The 23,054-nt window shown below is 68.1% G+C and carries 23 protein-coding genes; 8 read left to right on the top strand and 15 right to left on the bottom strand.

Features of this window, described 5'->3' with window-relative positions; all coding sequences use genetic code 11:
* The first annotated feature begins 11 nt into the window (after positions 1–11).
* Both ACWGID_RS07025 and ACWGID_RS07020 read left to right on the top strand, forming a co-directional pair.
* Complete coding sequence (locus tag ACWGID_RS07025; RefSeq protein ID WP_452195246.1) at positions 12–722, top strand: 2OG-Fe(II) oxygenase; 711 nt, start codon at positions 12–14, stop codon at positions 720–722.
* A 39-nt stretch (positions 723–761) separates the two neighbouring features.
* The gene (locus ACWGID_RS07020; protein ID WP_452195245.1) at positions 762–2,312 is read left to right on the top strand and encodes a DUF222 domain-containing protein; all 1,551 of its coding nucleotides are present in this window, start codon (positions 762–764) and stop codon (positions 2,310–2,312) included.
* A 19-nt stretch (positions 2,313–2,331) separates the two neighbouring features.
* Here the strand turns inward: ACWGID_RS07020 and ACWGID_RS07015 are convergent, their stop codons facing one another.
* Complete coding sequence (locus ACWGID_RS07015) at positions 2,332–2,970, bottom strand: hypothetical protein (protein WP_452195243.1); 639 nt, start codon at positions 2,968–2,970, stop codon at positions 2,332–2,334.
* Between the two features lie 81 nt (positions 2,971–3,051).
* Between ACWGID_RS07015 and ACWGID_RS07010 the strand changes: the two genes are divergently transcribed.
* Genes ACWGID_RS07010 through ACWGID_RS07000 form a run of 3 tightly spaced genes read left to right on the top strand, consistent with a single transcriptional unit; the run spans position 3,052 to position 5,349 of the window.
* Positions 3,052–3,492, top strand: coding sequence for an N-acetyltransferase family protein (locus ACWGID_RS07010; protein ID WP_452195241.1), 441 nt, complete (start codon positions 3,052–3,054; stop codon positions 3,490–3,492).
* Positions 3,493–3,494: 2 nt separating this feature from the next.
* Positions 3,495–4,364: an LLM class flavin-dependent oxidoreductase gene (locus ACWGID_RS07005; RefSeq protein ID WP_452195610.1), complete on the top strand. Its 870-nt coding sequence runs from the start codon at positions 3,495–3,497 to the stop codon at positions 4,362–4,364.
* A 34-nt stretch (positions 4,365–4,398) separates the two neighbouring features.
* Positions 4,399–5,349 carry a formylglycine-generating enzyme family protein gene (locus ACWGID_RS07000; RefSeq protein WP_452195239.1) on the top strand — a complete coding sequence of 317 codons (951 nt, stop codon included), beginning with the start codon at positions 4,399–4,401 and terminating at the stop codon, positions 5,347–5,349.
* Here the strand turns inward: ACWGID_RS07000 and ACWGID_RS06995 are convergent.
* Genes ACWGID_RS06995 through ACWGID_RS06970 form a run of 6 tightly spaced genes read right to left on the bottom strand, consistent with a single transcriptional unit; the run spans position 5,333 to position 12,067 of the window.
* Positions 5,333–6,556, bottom strand: coding sequence for an MFS transporter (locus ACWGID_RS06995; RefSeq protein WP_452195237.1), 1,224 nt, complete (start codon positions 6,554–6,556; stop codon positions 5,333–5,335). The genes ACWGID_RS07000 and ACWGID_RS06995 overlap by 17 nt on opposite strands.
* Positions 6,553–7,032, bottom strand: coding sequence for a MarR family winged helix-turn-helix transcriptional regulator (locus ACWGID_RS06990; protein ID WP_452195235.1), 480 nt, complete (start codon positions 7,030–7,032; stop codon positions 6,553–6,555). The genes ACWGID_RS06995 and ACWGID_RS06990 overlap by 4 nt, the downstream gene beginning before the upstream one ends.
* 19 nt (positions 7,033–7,051) lie before the next feature.
* Positions 7,052–8,257: an MFS transporter gene (locus ACWGID_RS06985; protein WP_452195233.1), complete on the bottom strand. Its 1,206-nt coding sequence runs from the start codon at positions 8,255–8,257 to the stop codon at positions 7,052–7,054.
* A 56-nt stretch (positions 8,258–8,313) separates the two neighbouring features.
* A complete protein-coding gene (locus ACWGID_RS06980; RefSeq protein ID WP_452195231.1) occupies positions 8,314–9,279 on the bottom strand; it encodes a hypothetical protein in 966 nt (321 codons plus the stop codon).
* The gene (locus tag ACWGID_RS06975; protein WP_452195229.1) at positions 9,276–10,484 is read right to left on the bottom strand and encodes an MFS transporter; all 1,209 of its coding nucleotides are present in this window, start codon (positions 10,482–10,484) and stop codon (positions 9,276–9,278) included. Before ACWGID_RS06975 ends, ACWGID_RS06980 begins: the two co-directional genes overlap by 4 nt.
* Positions 10,484–12,067, bottom strand: a complete 1,584-nt coding sequence (locus tag ACWGID_RS06970; protein ID WP_452195227.1) for a discoidin domain-containing protein — start codon at positions 12,065–12,067, stop codon at positions 10,484–10,486. Before ACWGID_RS06970 ends, ACWGID_RS06975 begins: the two co-directional genes overlap by 1 nt.
* 158 nt (positions 12,068–12,225) lie before the next feature.
* Here ACWGID_RS06970 and ACWGID_RS06965 point away from each other — a divergent pair, with 158 nt between their 5' ends.
* A complete protein-coding gene (locus ACWGID_RS06965) occupies positions 12,226–13,203 on the top strand; it encodes an aldo/keto reductase (protein WP_452195225.1) in 978 nt (325 codons plus the stop codon).
* A 75-nt stretch (positions 13,204–13,278) separates the two neighbouring features.
* Here ACWGID_RS06965 and ACWGID_RS06960 read toward each other — a convergent pair whose 3' ends face one another.
* Positions 13,279–14,304, bottom strand: a complete 1,026-nt coding sequence (locus ACWGID_RS06960; RefSeq protein WP_452195223.1) for a LacI family DNA-binding transcriptional regulator — start codon at positions 14,302–14,304, stop codon at positions 13,279–13,281.
* Between the two features lie 31 nt (positions 14,305–14,335).
* On the opposite strand from ACWGID_RS06960, the gene ACWGID_RS06955 reads away from it, so the two are divergent.
* Positions 14,336–15,859 carry an alpha-N-arabinofuranosidase gene (locus ACWGID_RS06955; protein ID WP_452195221.1) on the top strand — a complete coding sequence of 508 codons (1,524 nt, stop codon included), beginning with the start codon at positions 14,336–14,338 and terminating at the stop codon, positions 15,857–15,859.
* Here the strand turns inward: ACWGID_RS06955 and ACWGID_RS06950 are convergent.
* The 5 genes from ACWGID_RS06950 to ACWGID_RS06930 form a co-directional block, all read right to left on the bottom strand.
* The gene (locus ACWGID_RS06950) at positions 15,843–16,661 is read right to left on the bottom strand and encodes a MerR family transcriptional regulator (protein WP_452195220.1); all 819 of its coding nucleotides are present in this window, start codon (positions 16,659–16,661) and stop codon (positions 15,843–15,845) included. The genes ACWGID_RS06955 and ACWGID_RS06950 overlap by 17 nt on opposite strands.
* Positions 16,662–16,720: 59 nt before the next feature.
* The gene (locus ACWGID_RS06945) at positions 16,721–16,984 is read right to left on the bottom strand and encodes a hypothetical protein (RefSeq protein ID WP_452195218.1); all 264 of its coding nucleotides are present in this window, start codon (positions 16,982–16,984) and stop codon (positions 16,721–16,723) included.
* Between the two features lie 180 nt (positions 16,985–17,164).
* Positions 17,165–18,226, bottom strand: coding sequence for a zinc-dependent alcohol dehydrogenase family protein (locus tag ACWGID_RS06940; protein WP_452195216.1), 1,062 nt, complete (start codon positions 18,224–18,226; stop codon positions 17,165–17,167).
* Positions 18,227–18,233: 7 nt separating this feature from the next.
* Positions 18,234–19,064, bottom strand: a complete 831-nt coding sequence (locus ACWGID_RS06935; RefSeq protein WP_452195214.1) for an ABC transporter permease — start codon at positions 19,062–19,064, stop codon at positions 18,234–18,236.
* A complete protein-coding gene (locus ACWGID_RS06930) occupies positions 19,061–19,924 on the bottom strand; it encodes an ABC transporter ATP-binding protein (RefSeq protein WP_452195212.1) in 864 nt (287 codons plus the stop codon). Before ACWGID_RS06930 ends, ACWGID_RS06935 begins: the two co-directional genes overlap by 4 nt.
* 154 nt (positions 19,925–20,078) lie before the next feature.
* Here ACWGID_RS06930 and ACWGID_RS06925 point away from each other — a divergent pair, with 154 nt between their 5' ends.
* Complete coding sequence (locus tag ACWGID_RS06925) at positions 20,079–20,945, top strand: helix-turn-helix domain-containing protein (protein ID WP_452195210.1); 867 nt, start codon at positions 20,079–20,081, stop codon at positions 20,943–20,945.
* Here the strand turns inward: ACWGID_RS06925 and ACWGID_RS06920 are convergent.
* Together ACWGID_RS06920 and ACWGID_RS06915 are read right to left on the bottom strand one after the other, a co-directional pair.
* Positions 20,889–21,992 carry an NAD(P)/FAD-dependent oxidoreductase gene (locus ACWGID_RS06920; protein ID WP_452195209.1) on the bottom strand — a complete coding sequence of 368 codons (1,104 nt, stop codon included), beginning with the start codon at positions 21,990–21,992 and terminating at the stop codon, positions 20,889–20,891. The genes ACWGID_RS06925 and ACWGID_RS06920 overlap by 57 nt on opposite strands.
* A 71-nt stretch (positions 21,993–22,063) precedes the next feature.
* Positions 22,064–22,819: a hypothetical protein gene (locus ACWGID_RS06915; protein WP_452195608.1), complete on the bottom strand. Its 756-nt coding sequence runs from the start codon at positions 22,817–22,819 to the stop codon at positions 22,064–22,066.
* Positions 22,820–23,054: the final 235 nt, after the last annotated feature.

Below are 23,054 nucleotides of genomic sequence, written 5' to 3'. Positions count from 1 at the left end.
GTTCCACAGGTATGGACAAGTACGAGCGACGAGTAGCCGACGCCGATTGGGACAGTGTTGCGGCGTCGGTGAACGATCTCGGGTGCGCCCTTCTGCCGGAGTTGCTGACGCCTGATGAGGCCGCGGGGATCGCTGGGCTGTACGACGACGTACAGCGGTTCCGGGCGACGATCGACATGGCTCGGCATCGGTTCGGGGAAGGGCAGTACCGGTATTTTGACCGGCCGTTCCCTGAGGCGGTGTCTCGGTTGCGGCAGTTGCTGTATCCGCGGCTGCTGCCGATCGCTCGGGATTGGTACGCCAAGCTTGGGCGATCTGCGGAGTGGCCGGAGACCCTGGACGAGTGGCTGGAGATTTGCCATCGGGCGGGGCAGAAGCGGCCGACGCCGATCCTGCTGCGGTACGGCGAGGGTGACTGGAACGCATTGCATCGGGATCTGTATGGGGACAAGGTGTTTCCGCTGCAGGTCGTGATCAACCTCAACTCGCCTGGCGTCGACCATACGGGCGGGGAGTTCCTGCTCGTCGAGCAGCGGCCGCGGGCACAGTCTCGCGGGACGTCGACGCTGATTCCGCAGGGGCACGGGCTGGTCTTCACGACTCGCGATCGGCCGGTGCGGTCGGCGCGGGGGTGGTCGGCTTCGCCTGTGCGGCATGGGGTTTCGGTGGTTCGGTCGGGGCGACGGCACACGCTGGGGCTGGTTTTTCACGATGCTCTGTGAGATTTGGATTTGCGGTTATTCGAACGTATGATCGATGGCATGAGTGAGTGTCCGGTTGAGTCGGCGGCCTCGCGGCCGTTGGCCGGGCGAGCGCCGCTGACAGTGGTGCCTGGTGGCGCTGAGTTCTCGGCGGTGCGGGATCGGTTGCGGGACGATGCGCGGGTGGCGGCGCGGTTCGGGTTGTTGGCGCGTGGCGACGTACCGGATGATCCTGATCGTGGGGTCGGGTTGTTCGAGGCAGTTGCGTTTCAGGACACGTCTGAGCTGAACGACTCCGGGTGGCTGGATCGGGTGGAGATGATCGGCCGGATGGAGGCGCGGCTGGCCGCTCTGAAGGCGTCTGCTGTCGCGGGGTATGAGGGCTCACTGCGTGGTGTTTCCGCCGACCTCGGGCATCGGCACCCTGAGCCTGGGGATCGGGAAGCGGAACCTGGTGAGCGTCGGTGGGTGGCTGGGGATCTGCGGTCGACTGCTGATGAGCTTGCGCTGGCCTGGCAGATGCATAAAGGGGCCGCTACCGCCCGGATTCATACCTCGTGCGAGTTGGTGCACAACTTTCCTGCGACGTTGCGTGCGTTGGAGGAAGGGGATCTGACCGAGCGGGCGGCGTTCACGATCGTGCGGGAACTGTCGGTTCTCGACGACCCGGCGGAGATGGCGGCGGCCGAGGCTGCGGTGTTGGAGTGGGCCGGGGAGAATCCGCTGCAGCGGATCAAGCAGGAGGCACAGCGAGAGGCCGCGCGGCGGTCGTCGACGGCGCGGAGCAAGGCTCATGCGCGGGCGATGGACGAACGGTCGGTGCGGATCTTCCCGACCAGTGACGGTACTGCGGAGCTGATCCATACGCAGGATGCGCTGGATGCGGCCGCGGTGATGAACAGCCTGACGCGTGCTGCGAACCGGTGTCGCCGGAAGGGTGATACGCGCACTATGGATCAGCTGCGGGCTGATATCGCTTTGAGCCGGCTACTACCTCGGAGCAAGGTTGGTGGTGCTCCGGTAGCGGAGGACGTCGTTGAGGCGTCTGTGGGTGCTGAGGCAGCGGTTGTGATCCATGCGAGTGGTGCTGAGATCCGGGCGTTGATCAACGGCGCGAGCGACACTGGTGGAGTGGCCGAGCACCATGGTCCGATCCCTCAGGAGTCGTTGCGTAAGGACCTCACGCGGGTCCTGGCTCGGAGTCTCCTCGGCGACTCCGGGAGTCCGAGTCGATCGCGGCTTGATCTTCGGCTCAGTGACGAGCCGCCGGCTGGGACTCCGGACAGGTACACGCCGAATGCGGCGACCGATCGATTCGTTCGGTTGCGCGATCGGACGTGTCAGTTCCCTGGGTGCAACCAGCCTGCTGAGTTCGCGGACATCGACCATCGTGTTGCCTTCGCGGCTGGCGGGCGGAGCAGCACTGACAATCTGCACTGTCTCTGCCGACATCACCATCGTCTCAAGCACGAGGGCGGATGGGCCGTCAGCTGTGATGCGGACGGAAGGACCACCTGGACCAGTCCGAATGGTCGGCGCTACCGCACGCCTGCGCCTGACTCCGATCCACCCAGCGGTTCTGATCCGCCGGATGTGAGCGCCTCGGTCTGAACCTCCAGACCGGGGAGGGTTACCCGGCTGCGGTCAGGTCTGAGCAGATGTCCCACGCTGCCTGCTGGAGGCGGGCTGCTGTGTCCTGCTCGAGGCCCTTCGCCGGTACGGCGATTCCGACCGGATCCTCATTGAGCAGCGCGATGAGGAAGACGCACGCCGCTAGATAGCTGCCTGCGAGCGCCGGGTGGCTGTTGTCCGCGTCGTGCAGGGGCGGCGTGTCGTGTTGGGTCAGGAAGCGTTCCCAGACCATTCCGACCGGTATGAGCGTCGCGCCGAGCTCCGCTGCGGCTGCGCCGTACGCGTCGGTGAGTGCCTGCTGGGTCTCCGGGGCGTTGCGTCGCGCCCAGGTCAGGTAGAGCGCCGTACGGGCGCCCGCCGCGGTGATCGCCTCGTTGAAGTCACGCGCGCTGTCCCGGAAGCGGGCCGGGCTCTTGATCGGCAGCGTGCTCTGCTCCTGCAGGACGACGGTGTCGAAGCCGCCGCTCGCGATCGCGTCCAGCGCCTGGCCGGCGTTGAGATGCTGCCGCAGCGACGCCCCACCCGCCGAGATCAGCTTGTGCTCGATCGAGATCCCACGCGCACCTGCCAGGCCCTTGATCAGCCCCGGCAGGTTGTTCCGCGAAGTGAAGCTGTTGCCCACGAAGAGAATCCGCACGACACGGACGCTACTACTCCCCGGACCGCCGCGCAGGGAATCCGTTTGACCATGACGCTTGCGGCGCTGTTGGCTGACGCCATGAGTGGCCTTCGGATCGTCCCGATCACGGACGACGTCACGCTGCTGGACTGGCAGCGCGTGCACAATGAGATCATCCCGACGGCGCCGCTGTCCCGCGACGACATCCGCGAGCGACTGACGCGCAACGTCCTCGAGGTGGCCTACGACGGCGACGCCCTGGTCGGATGCTCGACAGTCCGACCGCCATCCGAAGACACCACGGCAGCGGTGGTCATCGCTCGCATACTCCCCGAGTACCGGCGCCGCGGCTACGGTGATGCGCTCTACCAGCACTGCCTACACCGTGCACGCGAGCTGGCCACCACCATCGAGACCCACATCCTCAGCAGCAACGCCGACGGCCTGCGCTTCGCGAAGTCGCACGGCTTCGTCGAGGTGGAGACCTACCTGCTCCCAGGCGACACCATTCCCTTTGTAGAACTACGGTTGGGCAAGTGACTATGCGCTTCAGTGTCAACATTCCGAACTTCGGGGACTTCGCCGACGCCCACACGGTCGCGCGGATGGCGATGGCCGCGGAAGAGGCCGGCTGGGACGGGCTGTTCGTCTGGGACCACGTGGTGCACAGCAAGGAACGGCGCCGCGGGCAAGCGTTCGGCGATCCGTGGATGCTGATGACAGCGGCCGCGCTGGCCACCTCACGAATCAAGCTAGGCCCGCTGGTGACCCCGGTCGCGCGACGCCGGCCAGAGCAGCTCGCCCGGCAGGTCGCAACCCTGGACGCGCTGAGCGGCGGCCGGGTGATCTTCGGCGCCGGTCTCGGCGGACCCATCGACGACGAGTTCGGCAGCTTCGGCGACGAGACGGATCCGAAGGTGCTAGCCGAGAAGCTGGACGAGGGCCTCGACCTCATGGCGGCCTACTGGTCCGGCGCCCGGGTGAACCACGACGGCAAGCACTACCAGGCCACCGACGTGGAATTGCTGCCGGCAACGGTCCAGCAGCCCCGCCCGCCGGTCTGGATCGCGGGCTACTGGCCCCGCAAGGCCCCGATGCGCCGAGCCGCCCGCTGGGACGGCGCCGTACCGCTGTTCACCAGTGCCAACCACGGCCAGGCCCCCGCGGTCGAGGAACTGCGGGAGCTGGTCGACTTCCTCCACCAGCAGCGCGCGGACCAGAGCACGCCGTACGACGTGATCGTCGGCGGCATCAGCCCGGCAGATCCGGCCGGCGCGCGGGCGCTGATCGAGCCGCTCGCCGAGGCGGGTGCCACCTGGTGGGACGAGCGACAGTTGCTCGGCGGCACCGATTTCTACCGCCTGGAGCCGGTCCTGCGCCGGATCGAGCAGGGTCCGCCAACCCTCGACTAAGCACCCTGGACGGTCGACTTTTAAGCTTGCATGCATGAGCGACGACCATCCGTCCTGTTGCGCGCCGTCCCGTGGCGAGGCGTCCGCCCCTCCGCCTGCCCCGGCCGAGCGCGGCGAGCACCGGATCGAGCAGGTCGAGCTCAGTGGCGGCGTCTTCGCGATGGGCAACCCCAACGGCGACGAGAACGCCGGCGACGGCGAGACACCCGTCCACCAGGTCGAGCTCGCGCCGTTCTCCATCGACGCGACCAGCGTGACGAACGCCGACTTCGCGCGCTTCACCGACGCGACCGGCTACCGCACCGAGGCCGAGATCTTCGGGTACTCCGCAGTGTTCCATCTCGCTCTCGCCGCCGAGCCCGACGAGGTGATGGGCCCAGCCTCCGGTACGCCGTGGTGGGCCGGCGTCCGCGGCGCCGACTGGCGGCACCCGGGTGGTTCCCGATCCGATCTCGACGGCCTCGCCGAGCATCCCGTCGTCCACGTGAGCTGGAACGACGCGACGGCTTACTCCAAATGGGCCGGCCGGCGACTGCCGACCGAGGCCGAGTGGGAGTATGCGTCCCGCGGCGGCCTCAAAGGCAAGCGGTACCCGTGGGGCGACGAGCTGATCGGCGACGACGGCGAGTGGCGCTGCAACATCTGGCAGGGCGAGTTCCCGCGGGCAAACACCGAGGAGGACGGCTTCCTCACCACCGCCCCGGTCCACACCTTCCGCCCGAACGCGTTCGGCCTGTGGCAGACGGTCGGGAACGTCTGGGAGTGGTGCGACGACTGGTTCGGCCCGCGGTATTACAAGTTCTCCCCCGCCGAGAACCCGACCGGCCCGTCGCTCGGCGCAGCCCGGGTGATGCGCGGCGGCTCGTACCTGTGCCACGACTCGTACTGCAACCGCTACCGCAACGCGGCCCGCTCGTCGAACACCCCCGAGTCCTCGATGGGCAACACCGGCTTCCGTACGGTCGGTCTCACGCGTCCTGAGTGACGGCGGGCTGCCGCAGTCCCGGCGTGCTGACAGCAACCGCTGCCACCGCCGCGACGCACAGCAACGCACCGGAGGCGAGCGACGCGACCGGCGAGCTCAGTTGGGCGACCACACCGCCACGGAGATTGCCGAGGTCGGGACCCGCCTGCCCCACGATCTGCTCGGCGGCACTGACGCGGCCGAGCAACTCAGCCGGCGTGTGCAGCTGAATGATCGTGCTCCGCGAGACGACAGCCACCGTGTCGGCCGCACCAGCGAACGCGAGACAGACCAACGCCAGCCACGGCACCGGTGAGAACGCGAACAACACCAGCGCGATCCCCCACCCAGCCGAGCCGCAGAGCATCACCACGCCGTGCCGCGGCAGCCGAGTGAACGAGCCGGAGAACAACGACGCAGCGACGCCACCCACAGCGATCGCGGTCAGGAACAACCCGAGCGTCCGCGGATTGTTGCCGAACCGCTCAGCGTTGATCACCGGAAACAGGCTGATCGGCATCGACAGCACGGTCGCCGCCAGATCGGTGATCAGCGCGCCTCGGATCACTGGCGTCGACGCCACGAACGTCAACCCGTCCCACACGCCACGCAGCCCAGGCTTGGCAGTCGTCCCAATGCGCATCCGTGGCAGCCCGAGTACGCCGTACAGCGCGGCAAGGAAACTGAGCGCGTCGATGAGGTAGCAGACCCCGACTCCCCAGGCACCGATGATCAGACCACCCAGCGCCGGCCCGAGCAGCATCGCGCCCTGGAATCCGATCCGATTCAACGCGATCCCAGCGGCCAGTTGGTCGCGCGACAACAACTGCGGCAGCACGGTCCGAGCCACCGGCCCAGCCGTCGCACCGAACGCGGCCTGTACTGCGATCAGCGCCAGCAGCACCCCAACGGGAACCCGCCCGAACACCAATTGACTCGCCATCACCGTCGCGACGAGCCACTGTCCGACCGTGGTGACCAGGTAGATCCGGCGCCGCTCGAGCCGGTCGACGAGCGTGCCCGCGAACAGTCCGAGGACGATCAGCGGCAACGCCTGAGCCAGCCCGACGGCCCCGGTCCAGGCCGGGCTCGACGTCTGGTCCCAGACCTGGAACATCACCGCGACGAAGGTCAGCTGACCGCCGAACCCCGACAACACCTGACCGATCCACAACCGGCGATACGTCAGAACGCGGAGCGGTCCGAGGTCGATGAGGGCGCGTTTCACTCCGCCACATCCGGGAGCTTCTCGGTGATGCGGTCGTGGAAGCTCTTCCGGCTCAACGCTGCCTCGATGTCGCGCACCACCTGGGTCATCGGGTACGGCAGCTCGGCCTCCAGCTCGGCGATCGCCTCCTCGGTCGCCCGCCACTCGGCGGTCAGCAGTTCGACGAGCTTCTTCGACTTGGCGGTGAGCGTGACCTTCTTGCTGCGCGCGTCCGCACCCGGCACGGTCCGGACCAGGCCGGCGGTACGCATCGCGGAGACCTTCTGGCTCAGCGCCGAGTGCGTCCGGCCGACGGTGTCCGCCAGTTCGGTGATCGTCAGCGGGCCCTTCAGGTGCAGCTGGATCAGCTCGCGCACGTAGCTCGGTTTCAGGCCCTTGATCTCCCGATCGGTGTAGATCCGGCCGATCTCGTTGTCCATCCGGCCCAGCAGCTCGTGCAGCGGCCGCCACTGACTCTGTGCGGTGGGGTCGTCCATCCGAGAATCATAACAGCACTTATATAAGTGCTGTTGATTCAGCCGACTGCGCTTCCTGCTGGTTGGGGCCCGACACGACCGCTCGGATCCAGAGCCCCACGAGACCTGCCGACACCACGCTGATCAACGCGACGACCGCGAACCCGTAGCGGGTGTCGGAGCGCCCGGTCACAACCGACGCGAGCAACATGACGACCACCGTCGCGGCAAGGCCGTAGCCGTTCGCGATCCCGAACGCATGCCCGACGCGAGACTCCGTCACCGATGTCATCAACAACGAACGGGTTGCAATCCGAGCCTGCCCAAAGAGAAACGCGCCAACCAGAACGAGAGACATCAGCACCGGTACGCCGAAGAGCGGCTGCAGCGCGAACAATGCGCTGCACAACAAGAACCCCCCGACAGCCAGCTTCAGGTCGCCGAGCCGCGCCGCCGACCGCCGATACGTGGCCGCGGCCACCAGGAAGCCCACGCCGCCCAGCGCATCGACCGCACCAAGTGCCGCCGCGCCGCGATGCCACTCGCCGATCAGAAGCACCGGCAGCAAAGCATTGAACACCGTCACGACAACGAGCCCCTGCCCGAACAGCACCACGAGCGCACCAAGCGGGACAACACCCACGCGCCGCGGCGCCGCCGGCTGATCAACAACCTGCTCGACAGACCGCCGCCCGGTCCCGACCGAGTAAACGAGCACAGCGGACAGCAAGAACGTCAGCGCATTGAAGGTGAACAGAGGCCGCGGACCGAAGTGCTGAAGAGCCAGCCCGCCGACCGACGCCGAGAGAAGCATGCCGGACTGGAGCGCGATCTCGTAGTGAGCATTGAAACGCCGAAGCCGCCCAGCAGGAACGCGCTCACGGATCAGGGCAGCACTGGCAGGCGTGAACTGAGCCGCGACGACCGCCAGCGCGAAGTTCGTCGCGTAGACGAGCGGCTGCTGAGCGACGCCGAACGCGAGACCGACCGGCAGGGCGAGGGCGGCGGTAGCGCTCACCAGATCGCAGACAACCCACAGCCGGCGCCGGTCAAAGCGGTCCGCGAGTCGACCGAAGTACGGCGAGAGCACAGCCTGCGGTACGGCGACGGCGATGAAGAGCCACCCGACATCCAGCATCGACCCCTGCGCGCGGACGAGCAGCAGGGCAGCGCCGAGGAGCTGGCTGTTGTTGCCGAGGGACGTAATGAACGCTGCGGGCAGCAGCAGATGGGTTCTCGAAGTCACGTCGCCAACGCTTCCAGCAAACACTGACAAACGATGGCAGTGATTTCAACCAATCGCTAGCTGAACGACGGACTCGCCGCCTGACCGATGAACAGCTTGGGCGGTGTGGTGAGGCCGACCGACCAGATGTCCTTGTCGATCGGATAGAGCAGTGTCGAGTTCCCCTGCCAGACCGGTTGGTCGTCGACCGAGCGGGTCTCGGGTGGATGCACGACCTGGCGGGAGGCGAGGTCCAGGACCGCCAGACGCCAGGTCCCGTTGGAGACCTTCTGCTTGTACGCGATCCGCCGCCCGTCCGGTGACAGCGACGGACACTCGACGTTCTCGGCGATCGCCGTACCGCGGTACGCGCGGAAGTCAGCCTCGATCAGGTACGTCTTCCCCTTGCTCGCCATGGTCACATAGAACCGGTTGCCATCAGCACCGAAAGTGATCCCCCAGTAGTTCACGTCCGACGCGAAGTACCGCTTCCCGCCGACGAAAACCGCTAGCTCCTCGACCGTCTTCACCATCCGGCCGGTGTCCACCTGATACAGCCCGGTGCGCGTGGAGAACCCCGTCGCGGCGTACGAGTCGCCACTGACGAACAGCGTCCAATTCACGATCCGCCCATCCGGAGAGACCCGGGCCCGACTCGGTGTCCCGGGCAACGTTTCGCGATGCTTCTCGTGGAGCGAACCGGTCAGGACGATCATCTCGGTCAGCGGTGGCAACGAGCCTGGCTTCAAGCGCAGGCAGATCGCCGTACCACCAGCCGCGGCGAACCGATCACAGTGCAGATCCCCCACCCGTCGAGCAGCCCCCGGATTCCCAACGGGTACGGCGGCCAGTTTGCCCGCGTCCGGACCAGCCGCCAGGTTGCGGAAGAACAGCGTCTTCCCATCGAGCGCCATCGTCTGACCAGACACGACCGGTACGGCGTTCTCGGTCGCCCCGCCGTCGCGCGCCTGGACGACGTATGTGATCGCGCCGCCGACCAGAGCGAGAAGCCCGATCGCGACAACGAGGAGCCGGCGAGTCATCGGCGTACCTCCAGTGGCTTGAGGACGGCAGCGGCGATGGTGACCGCGAGCAGCGCAACCGTGATCGCGAGGATCGCGGGACGGAGATCCCACAGCGTCCACAGCAGTCCGACGGTGACGGCCGCGGCCATCCGCGCGAGCGCTTGACCGGTCTGGAGTACGGCGAGACCGCTCGCGCGCAGGTGTTCGGGCAGCAACGGGCCGACCGCAGCGGGAAGCACACCGTCGGTCGCCGCATAAAACATCCCGTGCAAAACGAGGACCAACCACCACGCACCGATCGGGCCGCAAACAAGCAGCAACGCAAGGATCAAAGCGAGATGTCCACCAAGAAAGACCTTCCACCGGCCGATCCGGTCACCGAGACGCCCGAGCGGGATCGCGAGCAGCAGGAAGGTCCCAGCGGTACCGAGCGGGAGCAACGGAAAGAGATTGGTCCCGATGTCCCAACGCCGTTGCACAGCGAGATAAACGAACGAGTCCGTGATCGTGAAGAGCCCAAGTGCAGCCGCCCACACACAAGCCCGCCGAAAGTTGGCCTCCTTCAGCAACCCCAGCACCGGCAGACCACCTCGAACCGGCACAGGCCGAGGCGCCGGAGCCTGGTCGCGAACGAAAGCCCCGAGCAGAATCACCCCACAAGCCGCAAGGCAGAAGCTGGTGACGAAGACCGAGTCGTAGTCACCAAGGCTGGCCCACAACACAGCCGTCGCCACCAGCGGCCCGAGGAACGCGCCGACCGTGTCGAGCGCCCGATGCACGCCGAACGAACGCCCCATCGTCTCCGGCGCGCTGCTCAACGAGATCAGCGCGTCCCGCGGCGCCGTCCGGATCCCCTTGCCGGCCCGGTCGACAGCCAGGACCGCGCCGATCGCCGGCACCGCGGACCCGGCGGCCAGGAAGCCGAGCTTCGAGACCGCCGAGAGCGCGTAGCCGACGCCGGCGACGGTCTTCAGCCGTCGCCAGCGGTCGGCAACGTGTCCGCCGACGAGCCGCAGTACCGCCGTCGCTCCGGCGTACAGGCCGTCGAGAAGGCCGAACTGCAGGGGGTTCAGCCCGAGCCCGAAGACCAGGTACAGCGGCAGGATCGCGGTCACCATCTCGGCCGACACGTCGGTCACCAGACTGACGATGCCGAGGGCAACCACATTCCCCGGGACCCGCCGCAGCGGGGTCCGCAGCGGGCCGACGGATGCGAGGTACATCAGTGGCAGGTGTACGTCGGGCTGCTGTCCAGGACCTTGCCGTCCAGACCGATCAGCTGACTGGCGAACGTCGTGTCGGTCATCGACAGCTTCAGGACACCGAAGTCCTCGATGATCTTGGCCGTCGCCGGATGTCCGGCGTGCACCGGGTAGAGCGGCGCGCCGCCCATCCCGCCGATGATCTGCAGCGGCCCGTTCGGGTCCTTCTGACCGTCGGCGTTCTGCGGCAGGAACCGTTCGTAGTGGTGGTCGTGACCGTTCAGGATCAGGTCGGTCTTGGCCGACACCAGCGTCTGCCACAGCGGATCGGCGTCCGGGTTGTCACCGTGGTCACCTGAGGAGAACCGCGGGTGGTGGTAGTACGCCGCGATGCAGCCCTTGGTGTTCTTCGCGAGGTCCTGCTTCAGCCAGGTCAGCTGCGCCGGCTCGCGCAGGTCCTCCTTCACGAAGTCATTGGAGTCCAGCGCGATGAAGTGCCAGTTCCCCATCTCCCAGCTGTAGTAGTTCTTCCCGGCCGGCGTCGCGATCGAGCCGAAGTACTTGTGGTACCCCTCGTACGGCGTGTTGTCGTACGTCTCGTGGTTGCCGGGGATCGGGTGCGTGATGCTCTTGAACTTCCCCCACGTCTTCGCGTAGTAGCTCTGGAAGTCCGAGTAGTGCGCGTCGTCGTACTGGTTGTCGCCCATCGTGATCACCGCGGCCGGGTTCATCGCCTCGACCAGCTTGGCGGTCTTGGGATGCACGCAGCTCGAGTCGGACGCGGTGCAGCGGTCCGCGATGTCACCGGCCGCCGCGAGCACGAACCCACCAGCCCCGCCGGTTCCGGTCGTGACCGTGACCGCTGCGGTCTCTCCCGACACGTTGCCGGCCAGATCCCGTGCGCGCACGGTGTAGCGGTACGCGGTGTTCGCGGTCAGTCCGGTGTCGTTGTACGACGTACTCGCCGCATCAGCGACTACCTTCCCATCACGCAGTACGTCGTACCCGCTCACGCCCACGTTGTCCGTCGAGGCGGTCCAACTGAGCGCGACCGAGGTACCCGTGGCGCCGGTGCTCTTCAGACCGGTCGGGACAGTCGGGGCCTGGGTGTCACCGGTCGAGTCGGTCGTTCCGTAGACCTCGATCTCGAAGAGCGAATAGCCGTACGATGTCGCGCGCTGGGTGCCGACCAGTCGTAGGTACCGACCGTGGCCCTGCAGCCCGGTCAGGTCGTCGGTCGCACCGTTGCCGTCCGCAACGTCCTTGACGGTGCTGAAGTTGGTTCCGTCGTCGGAGACCTCGATCCGGTATGCCTTCGCGTACGCGGCTTCCCAGGTCAGCTTGACCCGGCCGACGGTGGCCGCCTGACCGAGATCGACCCGGATCCACTGTGGATCGGTTCCTTCGGTGCTGGCCCAGCGGGTCGACGGGTCGCCGTCCACCGCCTTGGCCGCCGCCAGCGAGTCACCCTCGATGCTCGAGGCAATGACCGGTTTGCCCTGCGACAGCAGGGCGTCGGCGTTCGTCCGGGCGTCGGCGGCCGAACCGCCGAGCGCGGCCACCAGGCCGACGGGGAGCACCAGCGCGAGCAGGCGCAGTTTCATGAGATACCTCCGGGGGCGCGGAGAACTGAATTGTTAGGAAGGTTACCTAATAGTGAATGCGACGTAAAGGCCCCACTTTCGTCATATACGTCCAGCGCATCAACTGTGCGCAAAAGATTCATTGGACGGATGACGTAGCCGCTGATTGGCTCGACGACATGGATATGCGCAGGTTAGGTCGTGCAGGGATCGAGGTCAGCCCGGTCGGATTCGGGTGCTGGGCGATCGGTGGACCGTTCAGCAACCCCGCCGGTGAACCGCTCGGTTGGGGTGTGGTCGACGACGAGGAATCGGTGCGGGCGATCCGCCGAGCGGTGGAGCTCGGCGTGACGTTCTTCGACACTGCGGACGTGTACGGCGCCGGGCACAGCGAACGCGTACTCGGCCAGGCGATCAGCGGGATCCGCGACCAGGTGGTGATCGCCACCAAGTGGGGCAACACGTGCGACGAGTCCACGCGGATCATGCACCACCAGGACACGACACCGGAGTACGTACACAAAGCGGTACGGGCGTCACTCGACCGGCTCGGCACCGATTATCTGGATCTCTACCAACTGCACTTCGACACGACCGACGAGATCGCACTGCCGCTGCGCGAGGCGTGCGAGGAACTGGTCCGCGAAGGACTGATCCGCGCCTACGCGTGGAGCACCGACACCGTGCACAGCGCGGAACTCTTCGCGCAGGGCGAGCACTGCGCGGCGGTCCAGCACGAGGCGAGCGTCCTGCACGACGCCCCGGACTTCTTCGCGCTCTGCGAGCGGGAGGATCTGGCAAGCATCAACCGGACGCCACTCGGGATGGGCATCCTCGGCCGCCGCGACGCGAGCCGGCCGGCCACGGGCGCCGACATCCGCACCCTCCCGCCGTCCTGGCTGCGGTACTTCGCCGAGGGCGGCGTCCCCGCACCGGAGTGGTGGGACAAGGTAGCCGCGATCCGCGACGTCCTGGAGGGCGACGGACGCACTCTCGCGCAGGGCGCGCTGGCCTGGCTCTGGGCGCGGAGCCCGCGGACCGTGCCGATCCCCGGGTTCCGGACCGTGGCGCAGGCCGAGCAGAACGCCGGCGCAATGGCCCACGGCCCGCTGCGGGACGACCAGATGACCGAGATCGCGAAGCTCCTGAGCGAGTGATCCGGGCCGCCGAGCTCTTGCTCGGTGCGCTGCTTTATCGATATACCTGTGTCCATGCCGGGGCAGCTGATGGACTCACGCCAGTGGTTTCGTCGTACCCCGGGTGACCAGCTGGGCCGGGACGACGAGTTCCTGCGGCTCCTCGCGCGGGCTGCCGTTGATCTGCGCGATCAGCAGCGACGTGATCGCGTCGGCCATCGCGTCGTGCCCGGGATTGACCGTGGACAGCGCCGGCACCAGGTACGCCGCCTCGTCGATGTCGTCGAAACCGGCCACCTGGATGTCGTCCGGCACCCGCAGCCCGCCGTCGGCCAGTGCGCGCAGGGCACCCATCGCCACCACGTCGGTGAGTCCGAAGACCGCGTCGAAGCCGATCCCGCGCTCGCGCAGCGCCCGAATCGCGTCGTACCCGTCCTGCAGGCGGAATGGGCAGCGGATGTTCAGGTCCGGGTCCACCGGTACGCCGGCCTCGCGGTGCGCCAGCAGATATCCCTCGGCGCGGAGCGCGGGCATAGTCGCGGAGCCGACCGGGTCGCCGCCGATCATCGCGATCCGGCGGGCGCCGGTGGCGAGCAGGTGCGCGGTCGCCTGCCGGGCGCCGTCGACGTTGTCCATCATCACGTGGTCGAAGCGCGACGGCAGCGCGCGCTCGCCGATCATCACCACCGGGGCGTCGGTGCGGAGCTGGCCGAGCTCGGCCGGGTCGATGTCGACCACGCTCAGGATCAGGCCGTCGTACATCCGCAGGCGGGAGAATGCGACGGCGTCCAATTCGCCCTCGCGGCTGGCGCCGGTGCGCTCCATCACGATCCGCAGGTCGTGCGCCTCGAACCGATCGGCGAGCCGCCCGGCGAGCTGGGCGAAGTACGGCCGCTCCAGCTCCGGTACGGCGAGGCCGACCACGCCCGTCCGGCCTGCGCGCAGGTGACGGGCGGCCAGATTGACCTGGTAGCCGAGCTCCGCGATCGCCGCGAGCACGCGCTCACGCGTGTCGGGACCGACCCGCGGGCGGCCGTTGATCACGTTCGACACGGTCATCGTCGATACCCCGGCGAACCGGGCGACGTCGGCCATCGTCACCACGCTCGAGGTTTTCTTCATGCCGACCACTGTAAGGACACAGGAGGGCCCCATGCCTGAACCGACGACATCCCGGGTCGTGATCGACCTCGACGTACCCGGTCCGACGATCAGCCGGCACCTGTACGGGCACTTCGCCGAGCATCTCGGGCGGTGCATCTACGGCGGCTTCTACGTCGGTGAGGACTCCCCCGTCCCGAACGAGGGCGGGATCCGGCGCGACGTGGTCGAGGCGCTGCGGGCGCTCGACATCCCGAACCTGCGCTGGCCGGGTGGATGCTTCGCGGACGAGTACCACTGGAAGGACGGCATCGGGCCGAAGGCGGACCGGCCGTCGATGGTGAACACGCACTGGGGCAATGTCGAGGAGAACAACCACTTCGGCACCCACGAGTTCATGGCTCTGTGCGAGCTGCTCGGCGCCGAGCCGTACGTGAACGGGAACGTCGGCAGCGGGACCGTCCGCGAGATGAGCGAATGGGTCGAGTACCTGACCCGCGACGGCGACAGCCCGATGGTGCGGCAGCGGAAGGCGAACGGGCGCGACGAGCCGTGGCGGGTCCCGTTCTGGGGCATCGGCAACGAGACCTGGGGCTGCGGCGGGAACATGCGCGCCGACGCGTACGCCGACCAGGCGCGGCAGTACGCGACGTACCTGCGGGATCACGGCGACAACAAGTTGTACCGGATCGCTGCCGGCGCGGCCGACGACGACCTCAACTGGACCGAGGCGCTGCTGAAGGCGGTCAGCTGCCTGGGCTGCGAACGCGGTCCGAAGAACATCTTCCAGGCGATCTCGTTCCACTACTACACGGTCGCCGGGACGTGGGAGACCAAGGGCAGCGCGACCGAGTTCGATCTCGAGTCCTACTACCGGACGATCGGCAAGGCGCAGGGCGTCGACCGGGTGATCCGCGCGCACTCGTCGCTGATGGACGCCTACGACCCGGACCGGAAGATCGGTCTGGTGCTGGACGAGTGGGGCACCTGGTGGGACGTCGAGCCGGGGACGAATCCGGGGTTCCTGTTCCAGCAGAACGCGATGCGGGACGCGCTGGTCGCTAGCCTGCACTTCGACATCTTCCACCGGCACGCGGACCGGCTGGTGATGGCGAACATCGCGCAGACGGTGAACGTCCTGCAGGCGATGCTGCTCACCGACGATGACGGCGGGCTGGTGAAAACCCCGACGTACCACGTGTTCGAGATGAACAAGGGGCATCACGACGCGGTCGCCGTACCGACGCACGTGGTCGAGGGACCGGCGCCGTACGAGCTGGACGGGAAGCCGACGGAGCTGGTGTCGGCGTCCGCGTCGGTGAAGGACGGTCGGGTGCTGGTGTCGGTCAGCAACCTCGATCCGGTGGCGGCGCTGGACGTCGTCCTGGACCTGCGCGGCGGCGAGGTCCGGGACCCGGCCGGACGGTTGCTGACGGCATCGAAACCGCAGGCGTTCAACACGGTCGCCGATCCGGCCGCGGTGGCTCCGGTCCCCCTCGGAGTGGAACCGGAGCCCCGCGGTTTCCGGGTGACTTTGCCGCCGCACTCGTTCGCGACGGTCAGTTCCGCTTACTGACCGGGATCTGGAACTCGTGCACCCAGTTCGCCGGGTTGTCCATGTCGAACTGGAGTGTCACCTCCCGCGCGTAGCCCTGGCTGCGATAGCCGTTGTCCTCGATCCAGCGGGCCAGCGTCTGCATACTGCGGTCGGCTTCCATCATGTCGCCCTTGTGCACGATGGTCGCGGCCTGGGTGAGCGCGGGAAGTTCCAGGAACTCCAGATCGGTCGCCTCCCCGGCATCGACGGGTACGGCGGCGTGGACGCGGATCGTGTCGTTCGCGGCGTCCTCGTAGTACGCAACCGGTGAGCCGCTGGGGGTGACCCCGGCGGCGCCGAGGCGCTCGAAGAGTTGACCGAACAAGGGCTGCAGTACGGGACCGATGTCCTCGCCGTCGTAACTCGGCGAGATCGCGGACAGCTCCGCGACTCTTGTGGCGGCGATGTTTTTCAGGACGACGTCGTCGGTGGGCATGTGACCTTCCCTCTCGATGAGCCGGAGCCTCGCCTCGACGCTCGTCAGCCGGGCCGTACTACGGGCCAGGTCGTCCTCGAGCTGGGCCTGCCGGAGCCGCAGCATGCCGCGCAGTTCCTCCGCGGACAGCTTGGCGTCGACGATCTCACCGACCTGTTGCAGGCTGAAGCCGAGGTCCTTGAGCGCGACGATGCGGTTCAGGCGGCTGAACTGGTCGGCCGAGTAGAACCTGTACCCGGTCAGCTCGTCGACGACGGCCGGCCGGAGCAGCCCGAGCGCGTCGTAGTGCCGCAGCATCCGCGCCGACACCTGACCGAACGCGGCGAAGTCTCCGATGGTGAACATGCAGCCACCTTCCGGCTTGACACCGTGTCAAGGTCAAGCCGGTCCGAGCCTACGGCGGGTCAGGAGGCGACGTGGGTACGGCGGTCGCGGATCGCGGCGATCGCGACGGCGGTGACGATCAGCGCGACACCGCCCGCGCCGAAGCCGGTGACCAGGTTGCCGCGGCTGCTCAGCCGGGCGTCGCACTGCATCGGCGTGATGCCCTTCTCGGGCTGGAAGACCGAGCCGCAGGAGTCGCCACCCGCGTGCACCGGGCGCACGGCGAGCACCACCCCGACGATCAGCAGGACCAAGCCCACGGCGCCGAGGACCTTGTTCAGCACCGGCCGTCCTCTCGCGCCGTCGCACGCACGTCAGCCAGGACCGACCGTAGTCGACTGACCCGATCCTGCATACGCACGGTCACACTCCCTGGTAGCTCGGTAAGATTTGATCAAATCTAACGCAGCTAGCAGGCCGCTCTGAAGTTCCGCACGGCCCGACAGTGGAATCTTCACCCAGTTCTAACGCACTCCGGGCCTGGCCGGTTCAGTTATTGCCAGGGATCGAACGTGCTCGAACGTGGCGACCAGTGAACCGCTCGCGCGGCCGTGCGCGACGTCGGCGAGCGCCCGGTCGACGGCCTCGAACGGGACCACCGTGGTGTGCGCGGCGACCGGCAGCCGAGCGACCAGGCGGAAGAGCTCCTCGCCGTCGCGACGGGTGTTGGAGGTGACGCTGCGCAGGTCCCGCTCATGGAACAGATGCCGCTCGTAGTTCAGCACCGGTACGTCGGACAGGTAGATTCCCGCGACCGCCACAGTTCCACCGGGCTTGAGGGATGCGAGCGCGTACGGGACCACGTCACCGGCCGGCGCGAAGACGATCGCCGAGTCCAGCGGCACCGGCGGCGAATCGGCCGTCTCCCCCACGAACGCGGCACCCAACTCGCCGGCCAACTCCCGGTTCCCCGCGCCGCGGGTCATCACGAACAGCTCGGCGCCCTGGGCGATCGCGATCTGCGCGGTGAGATGCGCACTGGAACCGAACCCGTAGATACCGAGCCGACCACCCGGTGGCAGGTTCGCGCGGAGCAGCGAGCGGTAGCCGATGATCCCGGCACACAGGAACGGCGCGAACTCCACCGCGGCACGGTCCGTCGGCAACGCGTAGGCGTAGTCCTGCGGCACCACGGCGTACTCCGCGAAGCCGCCGTCGGCGTCCCAGCCGGTGTACGTCGACCGCGGGCAGAGGTTCTCGGATCCTTTGCGGCAGAACTCGCACACGCCACACGTCCCCCGCAGCCAGGCGATGCCGACACGATCTCCGACAGCGAACCGGTCGGCCGACGGACCGCGGTCGACCACCGATCCGACGGCTTGATGACCGGGGACGACGCCGGGTCGCTTCGGTGGCAGGTCACCCTCGGCCAGGTGCAGATCGGTGCGGCAGATCCCGCAGGCCTCGACCTGCACGAGCACCTCGCCCGGAGCGGGTTCCGGAACGGGACGACGTACCTGCCGGAGTGGACCGCTGTCGATGGGTCCTGGACGCTCCACTGCCCACGCCTGCATCTGGTCAGCCATGTCTCCATCATGCGACGCGGCGCAGCGCGCGCTCACGACGCTCGGCGACCTTCGACCCCGACTCCCGACGCGCCATCCGCCGCAGTACGACGGGAGCGAGCAACAGTCCCGCAACGGCCCAGAGTCCGAGGACCGCGGCCGTCTCAAGATGCCGCCAGGACTCGCCGACCTCCACGACGACCGCTTCGGGCGGCAGCAGCGCGGACCGCATGCCGAGGCCCATCCAGTAGACCGGGGTGAGCTGACCGATCCAGGCGACCCATCCGGGCAGGGCGGTCAGCGGATAGAAGATGCCGGAGATCGCGATCAGGCCGAGCATCGGCAACTGGATGAGGCCCTGTGAGCGGGCCGTAGTGAAGACCGAGCCGAGGATCGCGCCGATCGGCAGCGTCGCGATCAGTCCGAGCACCAGTACCCAGATCAGGGTGAACCAGTGCGCGGAGCCGAGCGCGATCCCGTCGACCAGGAACAGGCCGGGGATCAGCAGGATCGTGAGATCGACGAGCAGCCCGCCGGCGACCGAGACGACCTTGCCGACGACGTACCCGGTCATGCCGTTCGGGATGGCCTTGGCGCGCAGCAACGTGCCGTCCTCGCGGTCGGCGGTGAGTTGCTGGCTCATGCTGACCATGCCTATCGCGGCGTTCATCCCCAGGATGCTCGGCAGCGCGAGGGCACCGAGGAGCAGACCGGTGGAGCCGAAGTCGTGGTGCCGGAGGAAGAACAGTGCGACCAGCATCAGCACCGGCCAGAGGAAGTGGCTGAACAGTTCAGGACCGTTGGTGAACGACTGGCGCAGTTCGATCAGTCCACGCTGCCAGCCCACTCGGATCGTCATCGTTGCTCCCGGACCAGGCTGAGATAGGTGTCTTCGAGCGAGGCTCGGCGTACCTCGAGATCGCCGAGCGCGTCGCCGTACGTCGCGAAGAGGTCGCGGACGAATGTGGTCGACTCGGTGGTCGACTTGCGGTACGGCTGACCGTCGACGGACCAGCGGACCTCGTCCTCGCCTGCGATCAGCGCGGTGAGCTCGGCCGTCGTTCCCGCGGCGATGATCCGGCCCGCGGTGAGGACGAGGATGCGGTGCGCGAGTTTGCTCGCCTCGTCCAGGTCGTGGGTGGTGAGCAGGATCGTCGTACCGTGCTCGGCCGCGAGCCGGCGGACCAGCTCGTGGAACTCGGACCGCGCCTCGGGGTCGAACCCGGCGGTCGGCTCGTCCAGGAACAGAACGTCGGGGCGACCAACGATCCCGATCGCGACGTCGAGCCGGCGGCGCTGCCCACCGGAGAGGGTCTTCACCTTCTGCCCGCCGGCCGCGGTCAGACCGACGGCCTCGAGCAGCTCGCCGGTCGGCCAGGGACGCGGCGCCTCCGTTGTCGAGTACGGCGCGTAGTAGCTGCCGAGATGATGCAAGAGTTCCCGCACCCGCCAATTGCCGTGGTCGCGCCAGGACTGCAGCACGATCCCGATCCGGGACCGCCAACGCTCGTCGCCCGCGGCCGGATCGACCCCGAGCACCTCCACCCGGCCCGCCGACCGCAACCGGAAGCCTTCGAGGATCTCGATCGTGGTGCTCTTCCCGGCACCGTTCGGACCGAGCAGCGCAAGCACCTCACCCGGTCGCGCGGCGAACGAGACATCGTGCAGGACCTCGGTCTCGCCGTACCGCATCCGCAGACCGTCCACTGTCAGAACCATGCGTCGAAGCTATGTTGCGTTCACTCAACCAGCAATCACGCCGTCGCGCTGACGCATCGCGAAACCCTGTAAAACATGACAATCTGTGCAATGAGACTGCGACAGAATGCAATTCGTTGCAATGACTATGACTGTAAACGCGCGGAGGCGACCGATGCCCGGAGGCAGACTGAGTCACCAGGACCGGCTCGACATCGCGGCCGGCCTGGCCGACGGACTCGGGTACGCCGAGATCGCACGGCAGCTGCAACGCCCGACCTCCACGATCAGCCGGGAGATCGCCCGCAACGGCGGCGCGGGCGGCTATCGGGCCGACCACGCCCACTACGCGACCGCCTCCCGCGCCCGGCGCCGCAGACCGGTCTCGCCACGGACGGGCCGGCGTACGACCGATCCACGGCAGGAGTACGTCGAGCGGTTCGCGACGATGATGGTCGACGGTGGGCTCCCCAGGATGGCGTCCCGCGTACTCGCACTGCTCTATACGTCCGACTCACGGACCCTCACCGCGGCCGACCTCGTCCGGGAACTCCGGGTCAGCCCCGCGTCGATCTCGAAGGCGATCGGCTATCTCGAACGGGTCGGGATGGTGTACCGCGAGCCCGATCCGGTGCGCCGCCTGCAGCATTACGTGATCGCCGAGGACGTCTGGCTGAAGGCGTGGGAGGTGAGCGCGCGGACGAACCACAACTGGGCCGACACCGCCGCCGAGGGCGTCGAGCTGGTCGGTCGGGACACGCCGGCGGGCGAGCGGCTGACCCAGATGGCGGAGTTCTTCCTGCGACTCAGCGAGGACATGTCAGGTGGCGCCGGCTTCCAGGACTGCCTTTCGGTCCTCGCTGTTGTCTGGCAGGCCGAGCGGCAGCTCGCCGCGGACGAGGTCGCCGCCGCGTTGAGCTGGCCGCTCGAGCGGGTCGAGGATGCGCTTGCCTACGCGATCAAGAGCTCGGGCGCGATCAAGAGCTCAGGGCAGGAGCTTGCGGAGCAGGCGGCGAGTCAGGGCGCCGTCGGCGAGGCCTAGCTCGACGAGGTCGTCGAAGATGCGTTGATCGGCGGCGGCCGCGCGGATCCCCGCGTCGAGGATCCGGTCGGAGCGACTCAGCTGCGCGACCAGCGCGGTGTGACGCAGGTGCCTGGCGAGCAGCCGCGAGGTCCGGCGACGGTACGGCGTACCCGCGTCGGAGCTGCCTGCTCGGAGGGCGTCCGCGATCGACCGGCCCGCGAGCAGACCCGTGGCGACCGCGTAATAGATGCCCTCGCCGGTCATCGGGTTGATCAGTCCGGCCGCGTCACCGGCGAGCAACACGGAGCCGCGCGCGGGGCGCCAGCCCCAGCCGGCGAGCGGGAGGTGGTGGCCCCACCAGGACTCGCCGCCTTCGGTCGAGCCCGGGAGCAGCGCTTCGAGGTTGGCGAGCAGGTCGGCGCGAGTCGGGCGTGGCCGGGTGCTCGTCAGCAGTTCGCCGTACCCGACGTTGGACCAGCCGTCGCCGCGGTCGAAGGACCACGCGTACGACGGTTGCCGGCCGGGACCGTACGCGATCACCTGGCTCGCCGCGCGCGCCGCCGGGGTCTGGGCGTACCCACGGATCGCGAGCGCGACCGGACCGGGTTTGATCCCGAGCTCCCGCCGTACGACGGAGTGGGCGCCGTCCGCGCCGACCAGGAAGCGGCCGTGCAGGTCACCGTCGACCGTGACCGAGCCACTCTGCAACTCGATCCCGCGGACGCGGCGACGGACGAACTGCGCACCGGCCGCCTGAGCGGCATCGACGAGTCGCTGGTCGAACACGGTGCGCGGCACTACCCAGGTCGGTCGTGCCATCTCCCGGTCGACGCCGGCCTGACCGCGGTTGAGCACGAAGCGGCGTACCGGGGTCCAGTCGTCGAGGATTCCGCTTACGCCGACACCGGCGAGCAGGTCCAGCACGTGCGGCGCGATCCCGTCACCGCAGGCCTTGTCCCGCGGGAACTCGTGCCGGTCGAGCAGCAGAACCGAAAGACTCGGATCCGCCGCCAACACCCCCAGCGCCGTCGCAGCCCCCGCTGGTCCGGCCCCGGCAATCACCACATCCCACACATCCGCCTCCCGTGGTCCAGCTCAGTCTCGCAGCCGCCCGCGGAGGCGAAGAACCCGGATCGTCAGGTACCGGGACGACGTCCAGGCTTGTTGGTACGGCGGGCACTCGTCCGGCGCCCGCGCGGCGTATGAGAACCGACAGAGCCCGACGCGGTCACCGGCCGCGCCTCGTCGGGATCAACCACCTTCGGGGGCGGCGGGACGAAGACAGGGATGGTCTCCTCGTCGTCCGGGACGACGACCGGAGGAGGAGGTGGCGGCGGGGCGGCCGCGCGGGCAGCCGACTCCTTGCTGACCCGCGGCCGCGGCGCGGCGACCGCCGGAGCGGCGATCGGCGGGCGAGCGTGCTGCCGACGGTGCGGCAGCTTGGTGCGCATCTCGATGCCGAGCGCATCGATCAGTTTGCTGCACGCAACGATCGCGAGGGCGACCGCGAACACCGTGCACCCGGCGAACAGCACCGACTGGCCACCCGACGACCAGTTCGACGGGGTGGTGCGGACCATCGCGGCGATCATCGCCACCACGATCGAGTTGGTGATGCCGAGAGCAATGGCCAGGCCGACCGTGCGGATCAGCACGCCGCGCTGCAGCCCGACATCGTCGGCAGCCGCGACCAGTCCGGCGATCAGACCCGCCAGCACCGGCACTGTATAAACAAGCGCCAGTGTCAGCCCGGGGCTGGCCACGAGGTAGAAGACGTCGAAGACCAACGCGGTCCCGGTCAGCGCCGCGGCGAAGCACACCACCATCGGTGGGTACGCGCGCAGGATCGCGACCGTGTCCGCGGGCACGGTCCGGAACATCCGCAGCGCCACAAGCAACGACTCATCCCCTCTTCTTCCCCATTGTGCATGGACACCAGCACCCTGAGTGAGATTCACCGGTCAGCGAGTCGCGGAGTCCGTGCCGGCAGTAATGGAGTCGAAGCGGGGTTCGAGTCGAAGCGGTGGTACGCCCGGGGGGGGGGCGCCCCGCGGAGGGGCGAGGCCGCGGCGGGGGCCGGTCGGGGTGTGCTTCTTTTTGCGTGTGTGTCTTGTTTGTGTTCTCACC

It is taken from the genome of Kribbella sp. NPDC054772 (assembly GCF_053611945.1).
This window is presented reverse-complemented; position numbering and strand designations above follow the sequence as displayed.

Excerpts from the sequence above, each read along its gene's own strand:
- ACWGID_RS07025 (WP_452195246.1), top strand. The coding sequence starts at position 12 with ATGGACAAGTACGAGCGACGAGTAGCCGACGCCGATTGGGACAGTGTT.
- ACWGID_RS07020 (WP_452195245.1), top strand. The coding sequence starts at position 762 with ATGAGTGAGTGTCCGGTTGAGTCGGCGGCCTCGCGGCCGTTGGCCGGG.
- ACWGID_RS07010 (WP_452195241.1), top strand. The coding sequence starts at position 3,052 with ATGAGTGGCCTTCGGATCGTCCCGATCACGGACGACGTCACGCTGCTG.
- ACWGID_RS07005 (WP_452195610.1), top strand. The coding sequence starts at position 3,495 with ATGCGCTTCAGTGTCAACATTCCGAACTTCGGGGACTTCGCCGACGCC.
- ACWGID_RS07000 (WP_452195239.1), top strand. The coding sequence starts at position 4,399 with ATGAGCGACGACCATCCGTCCTGTTGCGCGCCGTCCCGTGGCGAGGCG.
- ACWGID_RS06990 (WP_452195235.1), bottom strand. The coding sequence starts at position 7,032 with ATGGACGACCCCACCGCACAGAGTCAGTGGCGGCCGCTGCACGAGCTG.
- ACWGID_RS06980 (WP_452195231.1), bottom strand. The coding sequence starts at position 9,279 with ATGACTCGCCGGCTCCTCGTTGTCGCGATCGGGCTTCTCGCTCTGGTC.
- ACWGID_RS06975 (WP_452195229.1), bottom strand. The coding sequence starts at position 10,484 with ATGTACCTCGCATCCGTCGGCCCGCTGCGGACCCCGCTGCGGCGGGTC.
- ACWGID_RS06970 (WP_452195227.1), bottom strand. The coding sequence starts at position 12,067 with ATGAAACTGCGCCTGCTCGCGCTGGTGCTCCCCGTCGGCCTGGTGGCC.
- ACWGID_RS06965 (WP_452195225.1), top strand. The coding sequence starts at position 12,226 with ATGGATATGCGCAGGTTAGGTCGTGCAGGGATCGAGGTCAGCCCGGTC.
- ACWGID_RS06960 (WP_452195223.1), bottom strand. The coding sequence starts at position 14,304 with ATGAAGAAAACCTCGAGCGTGGTGACGATGGCCGACGTCGCCCGGTTC.
- ACWGID_RS06955 (WP_452195221.1), top strand. The coding sequence starts at position 14,336 with ATGCCTGAACCGACGACATCCCGGGTCGTGATCGACCTCGACGTACCC.
- ACWGID_RS06950 (WP_452195220.1), bottom strand. The coding sequence starts at position 16,661 with ATGTTCACCATCGGAGACTTCGCCGCGTTCGGTCAGGTGTCGGCGCGG.
- ACWGID_RS06940 (WP_452195216.1), bottom strand. The coding sequence starts at position 18,226 with ATGGCTGACCAGATGCAGGCGTGGGCAGTGGAGCGTCCAGGACCCATC.
- ACWGID_RS06935 (WP_452195214.1), bottom strand. The coding sequence starts at position 19,064 with ATGACGATCCGAGTGGGCTGGCAGCGTGGACTGATCGAACTGCGCCAG.
- ACWGID_RS06930 (WP_452195212.1), bottom strand. The coding sequence starts at position 19,924 with ATGGTTCTGACAGTGGACGGTCTGCGGATGCGGTACGGCGAGACCGAG.
- ACWGID_RS06925 (WP_452195210.1), top strand. The coding sequence starts at position 20,079 with ATGCCCGGAGGCAGACTGAGTCACCAGGACCGGCTCGACATCGCGGCC.